This window comes from Streptomyces sp. NBC_01012, from assembly GCF_045162755.1.
In the GTDB taxonomy this organism is placed as follows: Bacteria; Actinomycetota; Actinomycetes; order Streptomycetales; family Streptomycetaceae; genus Streptomyces.
Window position 1 is genome coordinate 3,730,067 of record NZ_CP108688.1, and the last position, 17,706, is coordinate 3,747,772.

Consider the following 17,706-nt stretch of genomic DNA (forward strand, 5'->3'; position numbering starts at 1 on the left):
TTAACTAGATTAGAGCTAGTGGACTAGATTTTCCATATGTCTGAGCAACCGCCGTATCTCCGCATCGCCGACGAACTCCGGCGGCGCATCGCGGAGCACGTCTGGGAACCGGGCGACCGCCTCCCCTCCCGCGCCCAGATCGGCCAGGAGTGCGGCGTGGGAGAGAACGTGGTGCGCCGGGCACAAGAGCTGCTGATCTCCCACGGAGTGCTGGAGGGCCGGGCCGGATCGGGCACATACGTCGCCGAACCTCGACAGCGAGTACGGGTCGTCCGGTCATCGGCGCGCGAGCAGTCCAGCGAGTCGCCGTTCCGCGAGGACATGAAGGCCCTTCGCCGACAGAGCGACTGGGAGAGCCGGACCGACGCGAAGGTTCCGGCCCCGGCGGAGATCGCTACGCGGCTCGGGATCGCCGAGGGCGAACTGTGCGTGCGTACGACGTACGAGTTCTTGGCGGACGGCAGGCCGGTGCAGCTGTCGACAAGTTGGGAGCCCTACGACCTCACCGCCGGCACACTCGTCGTCCTCCCCGAGGGAGGGCCACACGCCGGGGCGGGAGTCGTGAACCGCATGGCCGCCATCGGAGTAACCGTCAGCCATGCGGTGGAGCAGCCTGAACCGCGGCACGCGACCGCCGAAGAGGCCTCGCTACTCGGCATCCAGAAGGCAGCACTCGTGACGCACATCCGCCGGACGTACTACAGCGACCAGGGCCGCCCCGTGGAGACGGCGGACATCGTGGTGCCCGCAGCGCACTGCGAGATCGTCTACGAGATCCCGATCCATCGCTGAGCGGCCGTACCCCCTTGCGGGAAGTGTCACTACGGCATCATGCGTGCGTGGGAATCGATGTGGAACTGCACTCTGCTCGCCCGGCGCGCAACTGGAAGAAGGCACGCAGGACGTTTCTGCGAGGCTGCTACGGGCACGCCGAGGCGTTGGCCGACGCGCTCGGGTCGCTTCACTATCTCGGCGTCCCTGGGCGCCTTCCAGCCGTCGATCTCTACGGAGACACGGTGATGAACGAGCAGGAAGCCTCAGCAGCACTCATCGAAGTGCCCCGCCTGAAAGAACAGTGCGAGGACGAGCGCCAGCGCGCGGCGCTGGACGATCTCTCGGCGGTACTCCAACAGTGCGCAGCCACCCCGGGCAGCTATGTGTGGTTCGCAGGCGACTGAGGTGCAGGTGCTGGTGTCTGCGTCCGTGCCCCCGCGTGCCCCTTCCGTGCCCGATAAAGCGGGAAACCACGGGGAACAACGGTGCCCGGCGGAGAACGGGCATGGCAAAGGCCCCCGACCATACGTACTGGTCAGGGGCCTCTCGCCTGCGGTGGGTGTGGGATTTGAACCCACGGTCACATCGCTGCGACGACGGTTTTCAAGACCGTTCCCTTAGGCCGCTCGGGCAACCCACCCTCGCCCCGCCTACCTGCTGCGGAGCGCCTACAGCGTACCGGTTCGCCGAACCTGCTGGGTGATCCCGGCCAGAGGATGGCCACGGGTCTGCCTGCCGGCCGCGAATTCGGCTGCATCGGCGGTGCGTCGGCCGTGTGAGTCTCGCCCACTCGCCCGCAGCACGCCACCACGGCCTCAGGTGCCTGGGGCGCCCGCGGTGCCTGCCGTGTCGCCGTCCCTGCGCGATGACGGGAGCACCAGGTCTCGCTGGCGATGCTTCTCGCCCTTGACGCTGCCCTGCACGCCGAGGTCTGTCCTGGCGGCCTCGTGGAACTCGTTGATCTGCCGGAAAGCCGCTCGGTGCCGTGTGCGCCACTCGTCCAGCGTGCCGACAGTGCGGCCGTCGGCCTGCCAGTCGATCGCGAGCGCCACGGCGTTCAGCTCGTGCCCCGCCTCCACGGTGGAGTCGCCACCCAGAAGCATGACCCGCTCGAAGGCCCGCCCTCGAAGTCGGGCGGCTTCCCGCAGCTCCTCGTGCAGGTCGCTCTCGGGCTTGCCGCTCGGGCAGAGGCCTTCCCTGTGCTCGTAGAGCTGAACGGCCAGGAAGATGCCGGCCCTGACCCGGTCGACATAGCCCTCGTACGCGTCGATCTTCCTGTCGTCCCACCGCGTGAGCAGGGCGTACTTGTTGCGGCTCCGCTCCATGATGAAAGTGGTCAGGTGCGTGGTCAGTGCGCCTAACAGAACGGCCGCGATCGTGACGAGCTGCTCGCCGGTTCCCAACTCGTCCTCCTGATACGCCTTTTGAGAATGACTGGGTGATCGTACGAGGCGAGACAGCCGGCCGGAGTGGCTCCACCGGAATTGGGCCGTGAATCTGTACGCCGTGAACGCCTGCTCCGGCCGCTGCACCATTCCTCGGACCGAAAATGGGGGACGGACCGTAGTGGACCATGGAGGCAACCGGCCCCGGGCGCTCAGGTCCCCGGGCGCACTGCGGAGAGGCGAGGCGATGGCGAATCCCCTGGTAGAGGCGCTGATCACCTTGGAGCGCGGCTATGTGCGCCGTGCCTCCGGTCCGGTCGGTACGGCTTCGATCGCCGCCCGCCACTTGAACCCGCTCCTACGGGACAACCCCCGCCGACGCGTGGTCGACACCGTTTACGGGGCGAAGTTCGCCGTCGATACGCAGGACCTCATCCAGCGCTACATCTACATGTTCGGCGTGTGGGAGCCCAACATGTCCCGCTGGCTGCGGCGGAGGCTTCGTCACGGCGACACGTTCGTCGATGTCGGCGCCAATGTGGGGTACTTCAGCGTGCTCGCCGCACAACTCGTCGGCGAGGAAGGTCGGGTGGTGGCCATCGAGGCCTCGTCCGTCTTCCATCGACGGCTCTTGCAGCAGGTCCGGCTCAACGGATACGGAAGTGTTCGTGCTGTGAATCTTGCCGTCGATGACGAGCGCAAGACGCTGACCTTCGTACTGGCCAGCTCGGCCAACATGGGGGCGAACAGCATCGTCCCGTACAGCGGGCCCGCTGAGTCGACGTTCGAGATCGAGGCCATCCCTCTGGCCGAGGCACTCGAACCGTCGGAGATTGCCCGTGCGCGCGTGATCAAGATCGACGTGGAGGGCGCCGAGGGCGGTGTCGTCCGGGGGCTGGCTCCGTTGCTCGACAGACTGCGGCCTGATGCGGAAATCACGGTCGAGGTCACTCCGTCCCGCATGGCCCAACTCGGGGATTCCGTCGACGAGCTGTTGGCGACCATGCGCCGCCACGGCTTCCACACCTACCGCTTGGCCAACGACTACTCACCGGGCAGCTACCCCAGGATGCTGCGTGACGAGTCGGTCGTGCCGGTGCGTTGGCGGGGGCCCGTCGTCGAGGAGAGCGACCTGATCTTCTCTCGCGTCGATGCCGAGACCCTCCCCTGACATGGCCCGATCGTCTACGAATCGACCACCGCCGCCGGGTAGCCCCACCCCAGGCGGCCCAACTCCCGGGCCCGCGCCTCGACGACCGCCATGCGTGCGTCGCGTTCGCCCACCGCGGTGTGCTCGGCCTGGCTGGTGGCCTGGCCGGGCCACTTCCGGTACAGCAGTCCCACCTCGGGCGAGAACCAACCGCGGCTGGTCGCGTTCAGCGCCAGGAGCAGGCCCGTGTCCTCCGATGCCGGCAGGGCCATCCAGCCGCCGAGCGCCAGGAGCAGGCCGCGTCGGGCGAACAGGGTCGCCGGATGCACCTGCGCCCGGAACCCGTTCGCCTTCCAGAAGTCGAGTACAGCTCCTCGCTCGATCGCGCCGGCCTCAGGGTCGCCCGGGAACCCTGCCGTCGAGCCGTCAGGCAGCAGGTCCAGGACGCGTGAGGTCGCCCATCCGATGCCGGGGTCGGCCTCGAGAGCGGCCAGGTCCCGCGCCAGCGCACCGGCGGGCAGCTGGTCATCCGCGTCAAGGATCTTGATGTACTCGCCGTCCGCATGCGCGAGGGCCATCGTCCGGGCGACGCCGGGGCCACCCGATCGCCCCTGCCGGAAGGTGATGCGCTTGTCGTCCGGGACGTGAGGGGCGACCTCGTCGGTCCGCCCGTCCTCCTGGATGAGCCAGTGCCATTCCCATCCGTCCGGGAGCTCCTGCTCGCAGAGGGACCTGTAGGCGTCCGTCAGGAACGGCGCGGACGGAGGATGCACAGCGGTGACGATGATGATGCGCCGGCGCACGGCACTCACCACCTTTCCAGGGGAGTGGTGAAAAGCATTTCCGTACGGTCACCGGGCAGAGTGACGTCGGACATCTCCACAACGCGGCCGTCGGTGTCGAACGATGTCTTCCTGAGGACCAGGACAGATGTTCCCGGAGGGAGCTCCAGCTCCGCCGCCTCCTCCGGAGTGGGAGGCCGAGCCGTCACATGCTCCTCCATACGGTCGAGCTCGATGCCGACCGTGAAGAGCTGGTTCTGCGTGCCCCCTGGCCAGGGCTCGTTGCCTTCGTCCAGGAGGTCCGGGTTCCCAGCGATCAGGTCCCGGACGATGTACGAGGTCACGAGGCCGAACGGGGCCGTCTCGACGGTGTACCGCGTCCGGTACGCCCGCTCCAGCATGGTCGTGCCTTCGGGGACGTCGAAGATCCCCGACAGCCGTTCGTCCGCCTTGATCTCGCGGTAGGACGCCCGGAAAGCGAGATCGTTCATCTGCAGCCCGGTGTCATGCTCCGTCGCGCCTGTCTCCAGCCGCACAGGCTTCGGCTCGCGCGCCCGGTCCTTCTCCCACTGATGGCGGACGTTGGAGCGCGACACGGTGGTACGGGGCTGCCGGACGAAGTTGCCGCGCCCGTGCTGCTTCTCGATCAGCCCTTCGTCCCGAAGCAGGCGAAGTGCGTCCCTGATCGTCGGGACACTGCGCCTGTACTGCTCGGCCAGCTTCGACTCCGCGGGCAGACGGTCTCCGGGTCTCAGCTCACCCGCACGAATGGACTGCCTGAGCTCGTCCGCGATCCGCTCGTATGCGACTGCCATGTGGTGCCCACCGTCCTGTCGGTCCGACGGCCTCACCCTACGACTCCTCAAGAGGTCTTGATGAGTCAGGGACAGGCAAGTCCGCTCACAGCGTTCGGGCTTACGACGGCCGGCCATGGGACAGCTCGCACACTCGACGTGCGTTCAGGGCCTCTGCACAGTGCCGCAGGAGCAGATTCCGCTGCCGCGCGCGGGGATTGCCCACAGCTCGAAAGCCGCCGGGGCGCCTTCACCGATGCGCACGACCAGCGGGGAAAGGCATCGAAACCTACAAGCCCCTGTGCCTGTAAGGGGCTCCACCGACTTCCACCGGGACCGCTGGACATGAATGCGCCCGACCGCTGGAGACGGGGGATGCACCAGCGGTCGGGCTGCCGTCAACAGTAGCAAGGCCGTTCGACCGGCGAGAGAACTACCCTGCGGCCGCCATGAGTTGTGACCCAGGTCACGCGGGCTGCCGGAGTCGCCCCTGGTACCTCCGTCACTGTTCGCACGGGGGCTTGTACGAGAGGCGGGGAAGGTACTCGTGCCATTTGTCCGGCGTCAGGACGCCCCGGGTGCGCGAGCAGATGCGGCTGATCGCCTTGTCGACGCTCAGGTTCCACAGCCGGACCGTATCGGCGCCGCTCGACACCCCCAGCATCCGGCTTCTTCGGTTGAACGACAAGAAATTGCCGGTCTTGGCATTCGGGCTCATCGACTGGCCGACAGGAGTCGCTGCGGACGGGTGCGTGACGTTCCAGAGCCTGACCGTGTCGTCGTTGCCGCCGCTCGCCAGAGTGCGGCCGTTCCCGCTGAAGGTCAGTGACACGACCGCTTGGGTGTGCCCCGTGAGGACGGAGCCCAGCCGGGCTCCGTCGAGGGGGTCGGTGACGTTCCAGAGCCTGACCGTGCCGTCGTCGCTGCCGCTGGCCAAGGTACGGCCGTCCGGGCTGTAGGCGAGCACGTTGACGGGGCCCAGATGCCCACGAAGAGGTGTGCCGAGCGGAACGGCGTGGTGCGCGTCGCTCACGTCCCAGAGCCGGACGGTGGCGTCGGCACTGCCACTGGCGAGAGTGCGACCGTCGGGGCTGAAGACAAGGCTGTTGACATAACCCTTCGGACCGGTGAGCGGCGCACCGACCGGGTGTGGAGCGGACGGGTCGCCGACGTCCCACAGCTGTACGGTGCGGTCGTCGAGGGCGGTTGCCAGAGTGCGCCCGTCCGGGCTGAACGCCAGCGCGTCGGGGCCCGCGAATCGTGTCTCCAGCATGACGGACGGCCCATGGGCGACAGGACGGGCAGGGTCCTCGACATCCCACAACTGCACCGCGCGATTTCCGGTCAGCACCGCGAGCGTGTACCCGTCGGGGGAGAACGCCAGCGTACGCACGTCGCCGTCGCCCGGCATGAACGGTTCGCTCACCGACTCGGGCCGGGTGGGAGACTCCACGTTCCACAGTCGGACCCTGCCGTCCCGCGCGGCCGTGGCGAGCACTCGCCCATCAGGGCGGAACGCTCCGATGCGGCCGATCATGTCCATCGTCGGTATCGACCACAGGCGGACCTTGTTGTCGCCGCTCCCGGTGGCAAGGGTTCGGCCGTCGGGGCTGAAGCCGACGGCGTACATCTCGCCGCTGCTGCCGGTGAGACGCTCGCCCACCTGCGAGGGGTAGGCGGGATTGATGACGTTCCACAGACTGGCCGTGCTGTCCGCACTGCCGACCGCCAGCATGCTTCCGTCGGGGCTGAAGGCCACTGACCAGATGGGGCCGGTGTGACCGGTGAGGCGCTGGCCGAGCTTGGTGGCATGGCGTGGGTCGGTCACGTCCCAGAGCCGGACGGCATGGTCCGAACCGCCGGTGGCGAGCGTACGGCCGTCGGGGCTGAAGGCCACGGAGTGCACGGTGCTCTTGTGCCCGGTCAGCGCCGAGCCGATCGACTCCGGGTGACCCGGAGCAGTCACGTTCCACAGCCTGATCGTTCCGTCGTCGCCGCCTGCCGCCAGCGTCCGCCCGTCGGGGCTGAAGGCCACGGAGCGCACGGCGGCCGTGTGGCCGGTCAGGGTTCCGATCGCTTTCGGCCGTCCCGGGTCGTCCACATCCCAGAGCCGCACGGTGTGATCTTCGTTCGCGGAGGCCAGGGTGTGTCCGTCGGGGCTGAACGCGAGGAGATAGCCCGTGCCGCCACGGCCGGCCACCGGTGAACCGAGCGGCTTCGGGCGGCTGGGATCCCGTACGTTCCACATCCGGATCGTGCCGTCGTCCGAAGCGCTGGCGAGGGTGTTGCCGTCCGGGCTGAAGACCGCGCTGCTCACCCAGCTCTCATGGCCTTTGAGGGGCTTGCCCAGTTGTTCGGGACGAGTCGGGTCCGTCACGTCCCACAGCCGAACGGTCCGGTCGTAGCTGGCGGTGGCCAGAGTGCGTCCGTCGGGGCTGAAGGTGGTGAGGTAGACGGCACCGGAGTGGCCCACGAGCGGCGTGGCCAGTGGCGCGTTCACTATCGAGATCAGCCGGTTGTTCGTGCCCTCGTCGTCCGGCCGCAGACGGTGTGCCACCATGCTGAGCTGCGCCGACAGCGACGGATCGGTTCCCTGGACGCGATCGGCCTCGGCGACCACCTGCTCGAACACGGCGTCGTCCCGCTCCTGCCACGCCAGCACCGCCGAACTGGCAGCCAGGATCGCCAGGACGACCAGAGCCGCCACCGCACCACGGCTGATCCAGAGTGTGCGCCTGCGCAGCCTGGCCGAAGCAGCCAGGAAGTCCACCGCGCTCCGGGTCAGAAATCCCTCACCGACCGATTTCTCCCAGCGGCCGGCCTGTTCAAGGCGGGAACCCCGGTAGAGCAGCGACGTGTCGCGACTGGCGTTCTCCCAGGCGCGGCCGTCCTCCTCCACCTGCTGGCGCAGCAGATTGCCGTTCCTGTCCTCGTCTATCCAGTCACGCAGGCGCGGCCAGGCGTGGAGCAGTGCCTCATGGGTGATCTCCACGTTCTCCGCGTCGAGCGTCACCAATCGGGCGTGCACCAGCGCCTCGATCGACTCCTCCGTCCTGTCGGGGTCGGTCGACTCCTCCGCCAGCTGGCGCCGTGTCTCCCGCCTACGCGTCGCCTGCGTGTCTTCGCTCAGGCGGACCAGCCTGAGAAGGAGCAGTCTCGCGGCCGTGCGTGCCGCAGGACCGAGGCCGGACCAGGCCCGCTCGGCGGTCGCCGCCACCGCTCCTTGGATTCCGCCCGCCGCGCCGTAACCGGCCAGCGTCAGCCTTCCCCCGTTCCGTCGCTGCCACGTGGCGAGCAAGGCGTGGGAGAGGAGCGGCAGCACCCCCGCGTGGGTGCCGCGGGGACTGTCAGCGCTCACATCCCGGACGATCAGCTCCGCCAGCCCCGGTTCGAGTGACAGACCCACCGCCTTCGCCGGGCCTGTTATCGCCTCGCGCAATTCCGCGGTGGTCAGCGGCCCGAGCACCATGTGCCGGTGTTGCAGAGCGTCAGCCAGTTCGGGATAGCCCAGGCATTGCTCGTAGAAGTCGGCGCGTATGCCGAGGACCACCAGTGCCGGAGCGGAGTCGTCCTCTTCGGCCGGCGTGCACGCGGCATGGAGGAGATGGACGAAGGCGCGCCGGTCCTCCTCGTCGGAGCAGAGGGTGAAGGTCTCCTCGAACTGATCCACGACGAGGACCGGACGGGCACGGGACGAGGCTGCCTCACGGTGTGCCCATGCCGAGACTGCGTCCCTCGCCAGGCGCGCGAACTGGCGTGTTCCGGGTTCCTCGGCGGCGGAGAGAACGTCCGCAAGCCCGGGTATCCGGCGAGTCAGCTCCGCGAGGGGATCACTTCCCGGGACCAGCTGGAGCACCTGCCGTGCCTGGACGCCCTCGTCGCCCGGCTCGCCGCCCCGCAAGGTGGGCACCAGGCCCGCGTTCAGGAGGGAGGACTTCCCTGCTCCCGAGGCGCCCACCAGCATGACCAGGCCGCCGCCCGTGTTCTCCGCTGCCAGGAGCTGGGCGACGAGGGCCTCCTTGCTCCGCTCCCGGCCGAAGAACCACTGGGCGTCCTGCTGCCGGTACGGAGCCAGTCCTCGGTAGGGGCACACGCCACCCGGGACGGCCGGGGCTTCGGCCGGGGACCGTTCCTCCTCCTCCGCAGCGGCTGCGGGGCGATCACCGGCCGGGTCCTCCACCGCGCGCTCCCACAGGCGCTGCCACTGGGCCAGGTCGTACAGGCCTGTGGACACGGGCACCGTTCGCGAGCGCCGCGCTTGGGGGACCAGGACCTGAAGGACGGCTGCGAGGGCGACGAACTGGGCAGGGACGTTCTTGGCTCTCCGCCAGTCGCTGATGCGCTGAGCGGACACCCGCACCGGGCGTCCTCGTTCGTCGACCCGCTGAAGCCGGACGACCGCCTCGGACACGCTCTTGAGAGGAGGGTTGCCGGCCTCCCTGTACAGCAGCGCAAGGCGTTCCGCCAACGCTGTACGTGCCCCTGAGTCGGGCCTCAAGGTCCCTGCTCCTTACTTCCCTGCGCCTGGACATCCGGACCGGAAAACTCAGCCTATCTGTCTGACCTGCGGATAAATGCAGACCGGAACCCCGGAACATCCTGGGCGAGAGCCATGGCTGAGAGGATCACGAGGCAGTAGCGCATCGACCGGACATCACCCGGAAGGTGCCGCCACCCGCTCGCAGAGACCCTCATGCTGCCGCATGTTCTCCGCTGAATTCCGCCGTAGCCCGAAACGGTGACAGGGGTCATTGCACGGGGCTCGAAAGACCGTGGAACCCGCCTCGCCCGGGCCGCTGTCGCACAGACCGCGAGTCCGCCCTCTTTGATTAGCGCCGAACACAGCACGCGCCGGCCTCACACGCGTTGTTCGGTACCGGTCCCCACGAGGGGAGGGACTGGTACCGAACGACGCGTGTGAAGTCGGCGCGGGTCACGGGCCGACGACCTGACCGACCGGTCAGCTGTCGCCCTTGCGCTCGCCCAGAGTGAGTTCGGCCGTCGCCGTCCTGCCGTCGCGCTTGTAGGTGAGCGTGACCTTGTCGCCCGCCTTGTGGGTCCAGATCTCACCGATCAGCGTCGGGCCGCTCTCGACCGCCGTGTCGTTGAACTTGGTGATCACGTCACCGCCCTTCAGGCCGGCCTCGGCCGCAGGGCCGTTCGGGGTGACGGCGGGGGTGCCGTCGGTGCCCTTGTCCGAGATGACGGCGCCGCCGGTCTTCTCCTCCATCGACACCGTCGCGCCGATCACCGGGTAGACGGGCTGCCCCGTCTTGATCAGCTGCTCGGCGACGTTCTTCGCCTGGTTGACCGGGATCGCGAAGCCGAGGCCGATGGAACCGGCCTGGGACTGGCCGGTGCCGCCGCTGGTGGACTGGATGGCCGAGTTGATGCCGATGACGGCGCCGCCGGCGTCCAGGAGCGGTCCGCCCGAGTTGCCCGGGTTGATGGAGGCGTCGGTCTGCAGCGCGCTCATGTACGAGTTCGCACTGCTGGAACCGTCACCGGAGGCGACCGGGCGGTTCTTCGCGCTGATGATGCCCGTGGTGACCGTGTTGGAGAGGCCGAAGGGTGCGCCGATCGCGATGGTGGAATCGCCCACCGCGACCTTGTCGGAGTCCCCCAGGGACAGCGGGGTCAGTCCGTCCGGGGCGTTCTTCAGCTTCAGCACGGCCACGTCGTAGCCCTGGGCCCGGCCGACCACCTCGGCGTCGTACTTCTTGCCGTCCGAGAACGTCGCGGTCAGCTGGCCGCTGTCCGCCGCGGAGGCCACCACGTGGTTGTTCGTGAGGATGTGGCCCTCCTTGTCGTACACGAAGCCGGTGCCGGTGCCGCCCTCGCCGTCGCCGGACTGGGCGTCGATGGTGACGACGCTGGGCAGCGCGCTCTGTGCGACGCCCGCGACCGTGCCGGCGTCGCGCTTGAAGTCCTTGGGGCTGTTGGAGGCGGCGACCGTGGTCGACCCGGAGGAACCCGAGTCGTTGCTGTCGGCGGCCCAGTAGCCGAGGGCCCCGCCGACTCCGCCCGCGACCAGTGCGGCCACCGCCACGGCGGCGATCAGGCCGCCGGCGCGGCGCCCACGGGGGCGCTCGTGCTCCGAGTGCTCCGGGGCTCCCCACGCAGGGGGGCTGCCGCCGTCGGCGTACGAGGGGATGGCGGGAGGGGGCGGCGGCCAGCCGGCCGAGGCGGCAGGGGGCTGCTGCGGCGACGGCGGCGCGTACGGGTACTGCGGCTGCCCCGCGGCGGGCGGCTCGGCGCCTTCCTGGTGCGTCGCGGCCGGGACGGGCGCCGTCGGCGCGTCCCCGGAACCGGCGGCGGGCGCGGCCTCGGGCGCGGGCGGGGCATCCTGCGGGGTGCCCTCAGGAGCGGCAGCCGGCACGGGAGGTGCGGACGGAACAGACGGTACGGACGGAACCGCGTTGCCCTCGTTGCCCTCGTTCTCGGTGCTCACAGCTCTTTACTCCTCGGTTCCACTCGGCATTCGGCAAGAGATCCGCTGTGCACGTGTCTGCGGTCAGCTTTTCCCACAGCACGTCAGGCCACTGTAAACAGGACCTGTGCATCCGCACACCAATCTTTACATCAGGCAAAACGGTCCTACACAACAAGGTGTCGGCCCCCGGCCCGTCTCGGTGACACGATGACGCGGTGACCCACGCACGCCTGCCTTCGCACCAACCTCCCATCCAGGTCATCGCACACCGCGGCGCCTCGGACGACGCCCCCGAGCACACCCTGGCCGCATATCTGAAGGCCATCGAGGACGGGGCGGACGCTCTGGAGTGCGATGTACGCCTCACCGCGGACGGACAGCTCGTCTGTGTCCACGACCGCAGGGTGAACCGCACGTCGAACGGCAGGGGCGCCGTGTCCGCGCTGGAGCTGGCCGATCTCGCCACCCTCGACTTCGGCTCCTGGAAGGACCACGAGGAGTCCCCCGACTGGGACCCGGTGCCGGGCGAGCTGACGTCCGTACTCACCCTGGAACGGCTCCTCGAACTGGCCCACGACGTCCGGGCGGGCGGCAGGCCCCTCCAGCTCGCCATCGAGACCAAACACCCCACACGCTGGGCCGGCCAGGTCGAGGAGAGGCTGCTCCATCTGCTCAAGCGGTTCGGCCTGGACACTCCGCCGGCCGACGGTCCTTCCCCGGTGCGCGTCATGAGCTTCTCCGCCCGCTCCCTCTACCGCGTCCGGGCGGCCGCGCCGATGCTGCCCACCGTCTTCCTGATGCAGTTCGTCACCCCGAGGCTGCGGGACGGCCGGCTCCCTGCGGGGGCCCGGATCGCCGGTCCGGGGATGCGGATCGTACGCAGCCATCCCGGGTACATCGAGCGGCTGCACCAGGCGGGGCACCGGGTGCACGTGTGGACGGTGAACGAGCCGGAGGACGTCGAGCTCTGCGCGCGCCTCGGAGTGGAGGCAATCATCACGAACCGCCCGAAACAGGTGCTGTCGCAACTTGGCCGCTCATAACATCAGTTACAAGGAGTGCACCGGCGCGTTCACTCCGCAATCGATCGTTACGAGTGCATCACTGACAGGGCTTTGGCCGGTTTCCGGCGCAGTCCAGGGGGGCATCCAATCCGTGGCGTGGGGCAAAGGAGGTCTCGGGGGTGGCGTTTGTGGTGGCACAGGAAGTGCCCGCGTCGTCGAGCATGGCCGTACCCCATGGCCCTGCCGGCGTGGGCCAGGCACGACACCGTATGCGCGAGCAGCTGCGCAGCAACGGGGTCTCGGACACCGTGGTCGACGATGCCGTACTGATCCTTTCCGAGCTTCTCAGCAATGCCTGCCGGCACGGCAGGCCGCTGGGGCAGCACCCGGAGACGGGGGACGGCGACATCCGCGCCGCGTGGCGCGTGGACAGAAGGGGTGACCTGACCGTCGAGGTCACCGACGGTGGCGGGCCGACCAGGCCGGTCCCGGCCACTCCGTCGGTCACCGCGCGTGGCGGGCGCGGGCTCAACATCATCAGCGCCCTCGCCCAGGAGTGGGGCGTGCGGGACGACGCGGTCGGCGAGGTCACGGTCTGGGCCCTGGTCTCCACGGGCCACGGCCGCAGCGGCTTCGCCACGGCGGGTCCCGCGAGGTCCGGGCACCGCGAGCGGTCCGGGCTGAGCGGACTGAGCGCCGTGGGCGGCTTCGGCTCGCTCGACGGGCTGGAGCTCGCCGACGCTCTCGACGCCTTCGACGACGCGGGCTGAGAGCGGGTCGAGGGTGAGCGCGGAGCGGGCAGAGGGCGTACGCGGAGCGCGTCGAGGGTGAGCCGACAGCCGTACGGAGCGCGGCGCGGCCGAGCGGGCCGCAGGGGGCGGCACGACAGGTGTCCCCCGGCGATGACGGGGACGGCTAGGCTCGCGCCCGAGACCGCACTGTCGCAATCGGGAGAACGCCCACCATGGCCAAGAAGCGCCCTCAGTCCAAGGCCGGGAAGCCGCAGCTCAAGGACGGTGAAATCCCGGTCGTAGGGGCTCGTGAGCCCTGCCCGTGCGGTTCGGGCCGCCGTTACAAGGCGTGTCACGGACGCGCCGCCGCCCATGCCGTGACCGAGCTGGTCCAGCGCCCCTTCGAGGGAATCTCCGGAGAGTGCGACTGGATCGCGCTGCGCGAGCTGGTCCCCGCCGCCACCGTCGAGCTGACGCTGAAGGGCGGGCTTCCCGAAGGCGTGCCGTCCGTGTCGCTCGCGACGGTGCTGCCGATGGCCTGGCCGGCGCTGCGCCGCGACGACGGCTCCGTCCTGCTCGCCCTGCAGAACGACACCTCGTCCGGCGACCTCAGCCGGGACCTCGCCGACACCCTGCAGCGTGCGCTGGAGGCCGAGCCCGGCGCGCCGGTCACCGCCCGCAGGGTGCCCGCCGACGGCCCCCGTCTGCAGGACATCCTCGAACCCGACGCCGCGTTCGAGCCGGTCGTGCATTCCGGGTTCGAGTTCTGGGTCCCGGACGCTTCGAACGCCACGGCTGATGTGTCCGCGTCGCTGGAGCGGGCCAACGAGGCGGCCATCCCCACGACCCGGCTCTCCGGCGTGGACGCGGCCTACTGGTGCGAGACGCCTGAGAAGAACCACCTGCGCTGGGTCATGCCGCATCCCGAGGAGCAGCTCCTCGACGCACTCGCCCGGCTGCACGCGGCGGGCACGTCGTCGCTCGGCGAAGAGACCCGCCTGGTGGGCTCGTTCCGCGCCCATGGGCTCATGGTCCCGGTCTGGGACCTGCCGAGCGCCATGGGGGCCGAGGAGTGCGAGAAGCCCGCCGCGAGGTTCGCCGAGCGGCTCGCCGAGGCACTCGCGTCGGACGCCCCGCTGACGGCTGACGAGCGCCGGGCACGCGGTGGGCTCACCAATCGCCAGGTGACGCTCAGCTGACGGTGCCGAAACCCGCGACGCGGCGGTGACACCCGTCACAACTCCCCGCGCCTGTCGGTAAATCGCTGTCCGAATAGGCGAGATCGAATTTGCTAACGGCAGATCTCTTGTTACGGTTCTGGAAGTCCGGTCGCTGGTGCATCCCCCGTCGCCAGCGGCCGGACGTCCTCGTTTCCGGGCCCTGACGGCCGGGGCGCACGCCGGAGCACTCAGCAGCTCCCAACCTGCGGCGCCCGTCCGGCCCCCCACCTGCCTCCCGCTCTCTCGAAGCGGTCACGCAGCAGGCTCACGCCCCGTCAACTCCCGCTCACAGGACCGGACCACCGCCGCGCCGACGTGATGCGCGGCGCCGGACGCCGGCTTGACCGGGCGTTCGCTTTCGGACAGAAATCCCGGGCACCTGCCGGACACCTGGAATGCCCCCATCGCACCCGGGAAACACACGGGAACCATTCACACCGGCGCCACCACGCGGCGTTTCCGCAATCCGCGAAAGGGCCGCCGAAATGGCCACGAGCACCGGTTCGTGAGCATGCAATTACGTATGCACCGTGCACGCCGCGCCGGCACACCGCCGACCGCTGTCGACACACCGCCGACCGCTGTTGCGCACCACCGACCTCGCCGACCACCGCCGGCACACGCCGACCGCTCAGTACGCGAGCCGGCTGCCGCCGTCCGGAGCGCTGTTGCTCGCCTCGACGAGCGCGTCCAGGACCGACTCCACATCCGGGAGCCACGGCGCGGCGTTCCCGGCCTCGGGCGCGCGCTCCCAGCGCACCTGCCCCGTGCCCACCTCGGACGGGGGCAGGAGGAGATAACCGCCCTCCCCGTGGAACCGCAGGGAGCTGGGAACCCAGTCCTTGGCATGCAGCAGTTCGCCGAGCCGCTCCAGGGTGTACGGGGCGACCAGCAGCGACCATCTGGTGGGGGTCGCCACGACGGGGCCGAGCCGCAGCCCCATGCCGTCGAGCGCGCTCAGCGCCCGGGCGCCGGCGACGGCCGGCAGGCTCAGCGCGCAGGGCGCCTGGCCGCCTGTGGCCAGGACCACGGGCGCGGTGGGCCGGTTGGTCCACCACCAGCGCACCATGCGCGCGTCGGTGGTCGCCGCGAGGAGACCAGGGTCGAAGGGGTGTGCGCCTGGTACGGCGCACTCGGGGTCGGGGCAGGCGCAGCCGCGACCGCGTTCGCCGCGTACGGCTCCCGCCGCCAGCCCTGCTCCGGGGAGCACGGGCCACTTCCGGACAGTGGCACAGGTCAGCGCCGCGTCGAGCTGGGCGGAACTTTCCTTGCGCCGGGGCCGGTGCCTGCGTCGCCTTCCGAGGATCTCGCGCATGAGCGCTCGTTCCTTTCCGTTGAACGCCGAGGTCCACATCGCACACGTGCTCGTTACACCACGTGTGCGTCTCTTGGCTGTGCGTGCTTGCTCATCGGGTCTGCGGTACGGACGGTCGAGTCGGTGCCGAGCATGAGCGAGCCGAGCAGAGTGGAACCGAACAGAATGGAGCTGAGCCGAGTCGAACCGGGTTGAGCCGAACCGAGTCCAGTCAAAACATCGCGCGGTCGGCGTGCGCATCGCGCGTGCCGTCCCTTGTGCAACCCCGCCACTCGGGGGGTGGGCGGGCGGCCGTCACCTATGAGGACGCCCGGGCTCGCTGTCGGGTTCCAGGGCGTCACAACTGCCCCTGGCCATCCACGATTACGTACCCCGCACGACCTGGATGACGCTCCCTCCGGCATTTCACCCCGAGGACGCCCCTGTCGAGCGCACCCAGTCGATCGCAAATAGCCGCGCGGGGGTGCATTTTTCGGCCAAGTTCGCCGCCTCGTGGACACCATAAATACCGTAAGGACAATGCTGGACATCACCTCAGTTGTGCGTGTACATGTGGGTGCGTGTACATGTGGTTGCACCGATAGCGGCGCAGAACGACATGGGGGTTTGCGATGCTATTCGACAGAACGCACCCGTCGGAGAGCCGACTGTCATGAGCGCCCCCCACCTTCCGAAAGTGGCTGGAATCGATCCCGTGGTTCCTGTTTCAACGCAAACTGCCGCGCCCACGGAAGGCGTGCCCGCCCCTCCGGGAGCCTTCATCCAGGACCGGCTGGCCGGCTGGGTCTCCGACCTCACCACCCTGCACGAACTCACCGAACGACTGGCCGGGACCAGCACCCTGGACACCGCCCTCCATGAACTCCTGAGTGCCGGGGCGGCCCTCGTGGGAGCCGGCCGGGGACTTCTCGTCCTCGAACCCGCCGACGGGGCCGGCCCGTCCCGCACGATCGGTCTGGGGCTCGCCCACGCGGAACTGGGACACATCGAGACGCTGCCGCGCAGCGCCACCGCGTACGGCCGCTTCCTCGACGGCCTCCCGGATACCGACGGCCCGCTGGCCAGCCCCGACATCCTCGGTGACACCGGCCTCGACCCCCGCTGCCGCGAGGTCGCCGCCCGGCTCGGATACGCCGCGAGCTACGCCCTGCCCCTCGCCACCGAGACCGCGGGCCGGCTCGCCGTGGCCGTCTGGCTGTACGACGAGCCGGCCGAACCGCTGGAACGCCAGTGCCACCTCGTCGGCGTGTACGCCCGCTACGCCGCCGAACACCTCGCCCGGCTGCTCGAACTCGAACGCGCCAGGGCGGACGCCGCAGTCGTCGCCGAGGAACTCCTGCCCAGCAGGCTGCCCCGGATCCCAGGAGTACGGCTGGCCGCACGACGCCGGGCAGGACCCGCGGGCGGTGGCGACTGGTACGACGCGCTGCCGCTCCCCGACAACACCCTCGGCCTGGCCGTCGGCTCGGTCGGCGGCTCCGGACCGGCCGCCCTGGCCGCCACGGGCCGGCTCCGCGCCGGTCTGCGGGCCTATGCCGTGATGGAGGGCGAGGACCCCGTCGCCGTACTCTCCGACCTCGAACTGCTGCTGCGGCTGACCGAACCCACCACAGCGGCGACCGCTCTCTACGCGTACTGCGAGCCCGGCCTGCGCACGATCGTGCTCGCGGGCGCCGGGCACACCCCGCCCCTGGTGACCGGCGAACGGCGCACCGCATTCGTGGAGACCACGCTCTCCGCGCCGCTGGGCATGCTCTCCTGCTGGGAGGCGCCGAGCGTGCAGTTCACGGCCAGGCCGGGCGAAACGATCCTGTTCTACACCGACGGGCTGCTGCGCCGCACCGGGGACTCCAGGGACCGGGCGTTCGCACGGCTGCACTCTGCGGCGGCGGGTGTGCCGAAAACCCTGCGCCAGGACCCCGGTACGGTCGCGGACCACATCCTGCGGACCGTCCTGCCCGACTCCGTGGAGCGGAACGGCGGCGCCGAGGACGTCGCCCTGCTGGCCGTGCGCTTCGACTGAGCGGCGCGGAACAGCCGCAGGGCGCGGCCCTGGACCCGTAACCACGCGGGTGGGGCAGTAAGAGGTCTTCCGACACCGGGCCCCCTTCCGTACGC

13 protein-coding genes and 1 tRNA gene are annotated in these 17,706 nt (G+C 69.7%); 7 read left to right on the forward strand and 7 right to left on the reverse strand.

Going from position 1 to position 17,706, the window contains the following annotated elements; translation table 11 throughout:
• Positions 1–36 precede the first annotated feature (36 nt).
• Positions 37–792 (forward strand): GntR family transcriptional regulator, encoded by a 756-nt coding sequence (locus OG623_RS16865; RefSeq protein WP_351774355.1) that lies wholly within the window; start codon positions 37–39, stop codon positions 790–792.
• 47 nt (positions 793–839) lie between these two features.
• The gene (locus OG623_RS16870; RefSeq protein ID WP_403944319.1) at positions 840–1,178 is read left to right on the forward strand and encodes a hypothetical protein; all 339 of its coding nucleotides are present in this window, start codon (positions 840–842) and stop codon (positions 1,176–1,178) included.
• Between the two features lie 149 nt (positions 1,179–1,327).
• Here the strand turns inward: OG623_RS16870 and OG623_RS16875 are convergent.
• Both OG623_RS16875 and OG623_RS16880 read right to left on the reverse strand, forming a co-directional pair.
• A tRNA-Ser gene (locus OG623_RS16875) sits at positions 1,328–1,414 on the reverse strand.
• 175 nt (positions 1,415–1,589) lie between these two features.
• The gene (locus tag OG623_RS16880; RefSeq protein ID WP_406147399.1) at positions 1,590–2,177 is read right to left on the reverse strand and encodes a hypothetical protein; all 588 of its coding nucleotides are present in this window, start codon (positions 2,175–2,177) and stop codon (positions 1,590–1,592) included.
• Positions 2,178–2,406: 229 nt separating this feature from the next.
• Between OG623_RS16880 and OG623_RS16885 the strand changes: the two genes are divergently transcribed.
• Positions 2,407–3,330 (forward strand): FkbM family methyltransferase, encoded by a 924-nt coding sequence (locus OG623_RS16885; protein ID WP_406147401.1) that lies wholly within the window; start codon positions 2,407–2,409, stop codon positions 3,328–3,330.
• A 14-nt stretch (positions 3,331–3,344) separates the two neighbouring features.
• On the opposite strand, the gene OG623_RS16890 is transcribed toward OG623_RS16885, so the two are convergent.
• From OG623_RS16890 to OG623_RS16905, 4 genes are all read right to left on the reverse strand, one after another.
• Positions 3,345–4,112, reverse strand: coding sequence for a glycosyltransferase family 2 protein (locus OG623_RS16890; RefSeq protein WP_406147403.1), 768 nt, complete (start codon positions 4,110–4,112; stop codon positions 3,345–3,347).
• Positions 4,113–4,117: 5 nt separating this feature from the next.
• A complete protein-coding gene (locus OG623_RS16895) occupies positions 4,118–4,906 on the reverse strand; it encodes a GntR family transcriptional regulator (RefSeq protein ID WP_406147405.1) in 789 nt (262 codons plus the stop codon).
• A 481-nt stretch (positions 4,907–5,387) separates the two neighbouring features.
• On the reverse strand, positions 5,388–9,383 hold the full coding sequence (locus OG623_RS16900) for a hypothetical protein (RefSeq protein WP_406147406.1): 3,996 nt from the start codon (positions 9,381–9,383) through the stop codon (positions 5,388–5,390).
• A gap of 462 nt (positions 9,384–9,845) precedes the next feature.
• Positions 9,846–11,336 carry a S1C family serine protease gene (locus tag OG623_RS16905; RefSeq protein WP_406147408.1) on the reverse strand — a complete coding sequence of 497 codons (1,491 nt, stop codon included), beginning with the start codon at positions 11,334–11,336 and terminating at the stop codon, positions 9,846–9,848.
• Positions 11,337–11,533: 197 nt separating this feature from the next.
• Between OG623_RS16905 and OG623_RS16910 the strand changes: the two genes are divergently transcribed.
• The 3 genes from OG623_RS16910 (at position 11,534) to OG623_RS16920 (ending at position 14,252) form a co-directional block, all read left to right on the forward strand.
• The gene (locus OG623_RS16910) at positions 11,534–12,361 is read left to right on the forward strand and encodes a glycerophosphodiester phosphodiesterase (RefSeq protein ID WP_406147409.1); all 828 of its coding nucleotides are present in this window, start codon (positions 11,534–11,536) and stop codon (positions 12,359–12,361) included.
• 140 nt (positions 12,362–12,501) lie between these two features.
• Positions 12,502–13,092: an ATP-binding protein gene (locus tag OG623_RS16915; protein WP_406147411.1), complete on the forward strand. Its 591-nt coding sequence runs from the start codon at positions 12,502–12,504 to the stop codon at positions 13,090–13,092.
• Positions 13,093–13,286: 194 nt separating this feature from the next.
• Positions 13,287–14,252, forward strand: a complete 966-nt coding sequence (locus OG623_RS16920) for a DUF5926 family protein (protein WP_406147413.1) — start codon at positions 13,287–13,289, stop codon at positions 14,250–14,252.
• Positions 14,253–14,904: 652 nt separating this feature from the next.
• On the opposite strand, the gene OG623_RS16925 is transcribed toward OG623_RS16920, so the two are convergent.
• On the reverse strand, positions 14,905–15,588 hold the full coding sequence (locus OG623_RS16925) for a bifunctional DNA primase/polymerase (RefSeq protein ID WP_406147415.1): 684 nt from the start codon (positions 15,586–15,588) through the stop codon (positions 14,905–14,907).
• A gap of 598 nt (positions 15,589–16,186) precedes the next feature.
• On the opposite strand from OG623_RS16925, the gene OG623_RS16930 reads away from it, so the two are divergent.
• Positions 16,187–17,611, forward strand: a complete 1,425-nt coding sequence (locus tag OG623_RS16930; RefSeq protein WP_406151861.1) for a PP2C family protein-serine/threonine phosphatase — start codon at positions 16,187–16,189, stop codon at positions 17,609–17,611.
• Positions 17,612–17,706 lie beyond the last annotated feature (95 nt).

Bases quoted from the DNA above. Each gene is read 5' to 3' on its own strand.
- OG623_RS16865 (WP_351774355.1), top strand. From the start codon at position 37: ATGTCTGAGCAACCGCCGTATCTCCGCATCGCCGACGAACTCCGGCGG.
- OG623_RS16885 (WP_406147401.1), top strand. From the start codon at position 2,407: ATGGCGAATCCCCTGGTAGAGGCGCTGATCACCTTGGAGCGCGGCTAT.
- OG623_RS16895 (WP_406147405.1), bottom strand. From the start codon at position 4,906: ATGGCAGTCGCATACGAGCGGATCGCGGACGAGCTCAGGCAGTCCATT.
- OG623_RS16920 (WP_406147413.1), top strand. From the start codon at position 13,287: ATGGCCAAGAAGCGCCCTCAGTCCAAGGCCGGGAAGCCGCAGCTCAAG.
- OG623_RS16925 (WP_406147415.1), bottom strand. From the start codon at position 15,588: ATGCGCGAGATCCTCGGAAGGCGACGCAGGCACCGGCCCCGGCGCAAG.
- OG623_RS16930 (WP_406151861.1), top strand. From the start codon at position 16,187: ATGGGGGTTTGCGATGCTATTCGACAGAACGCACCCGTCGGAGAGCCG.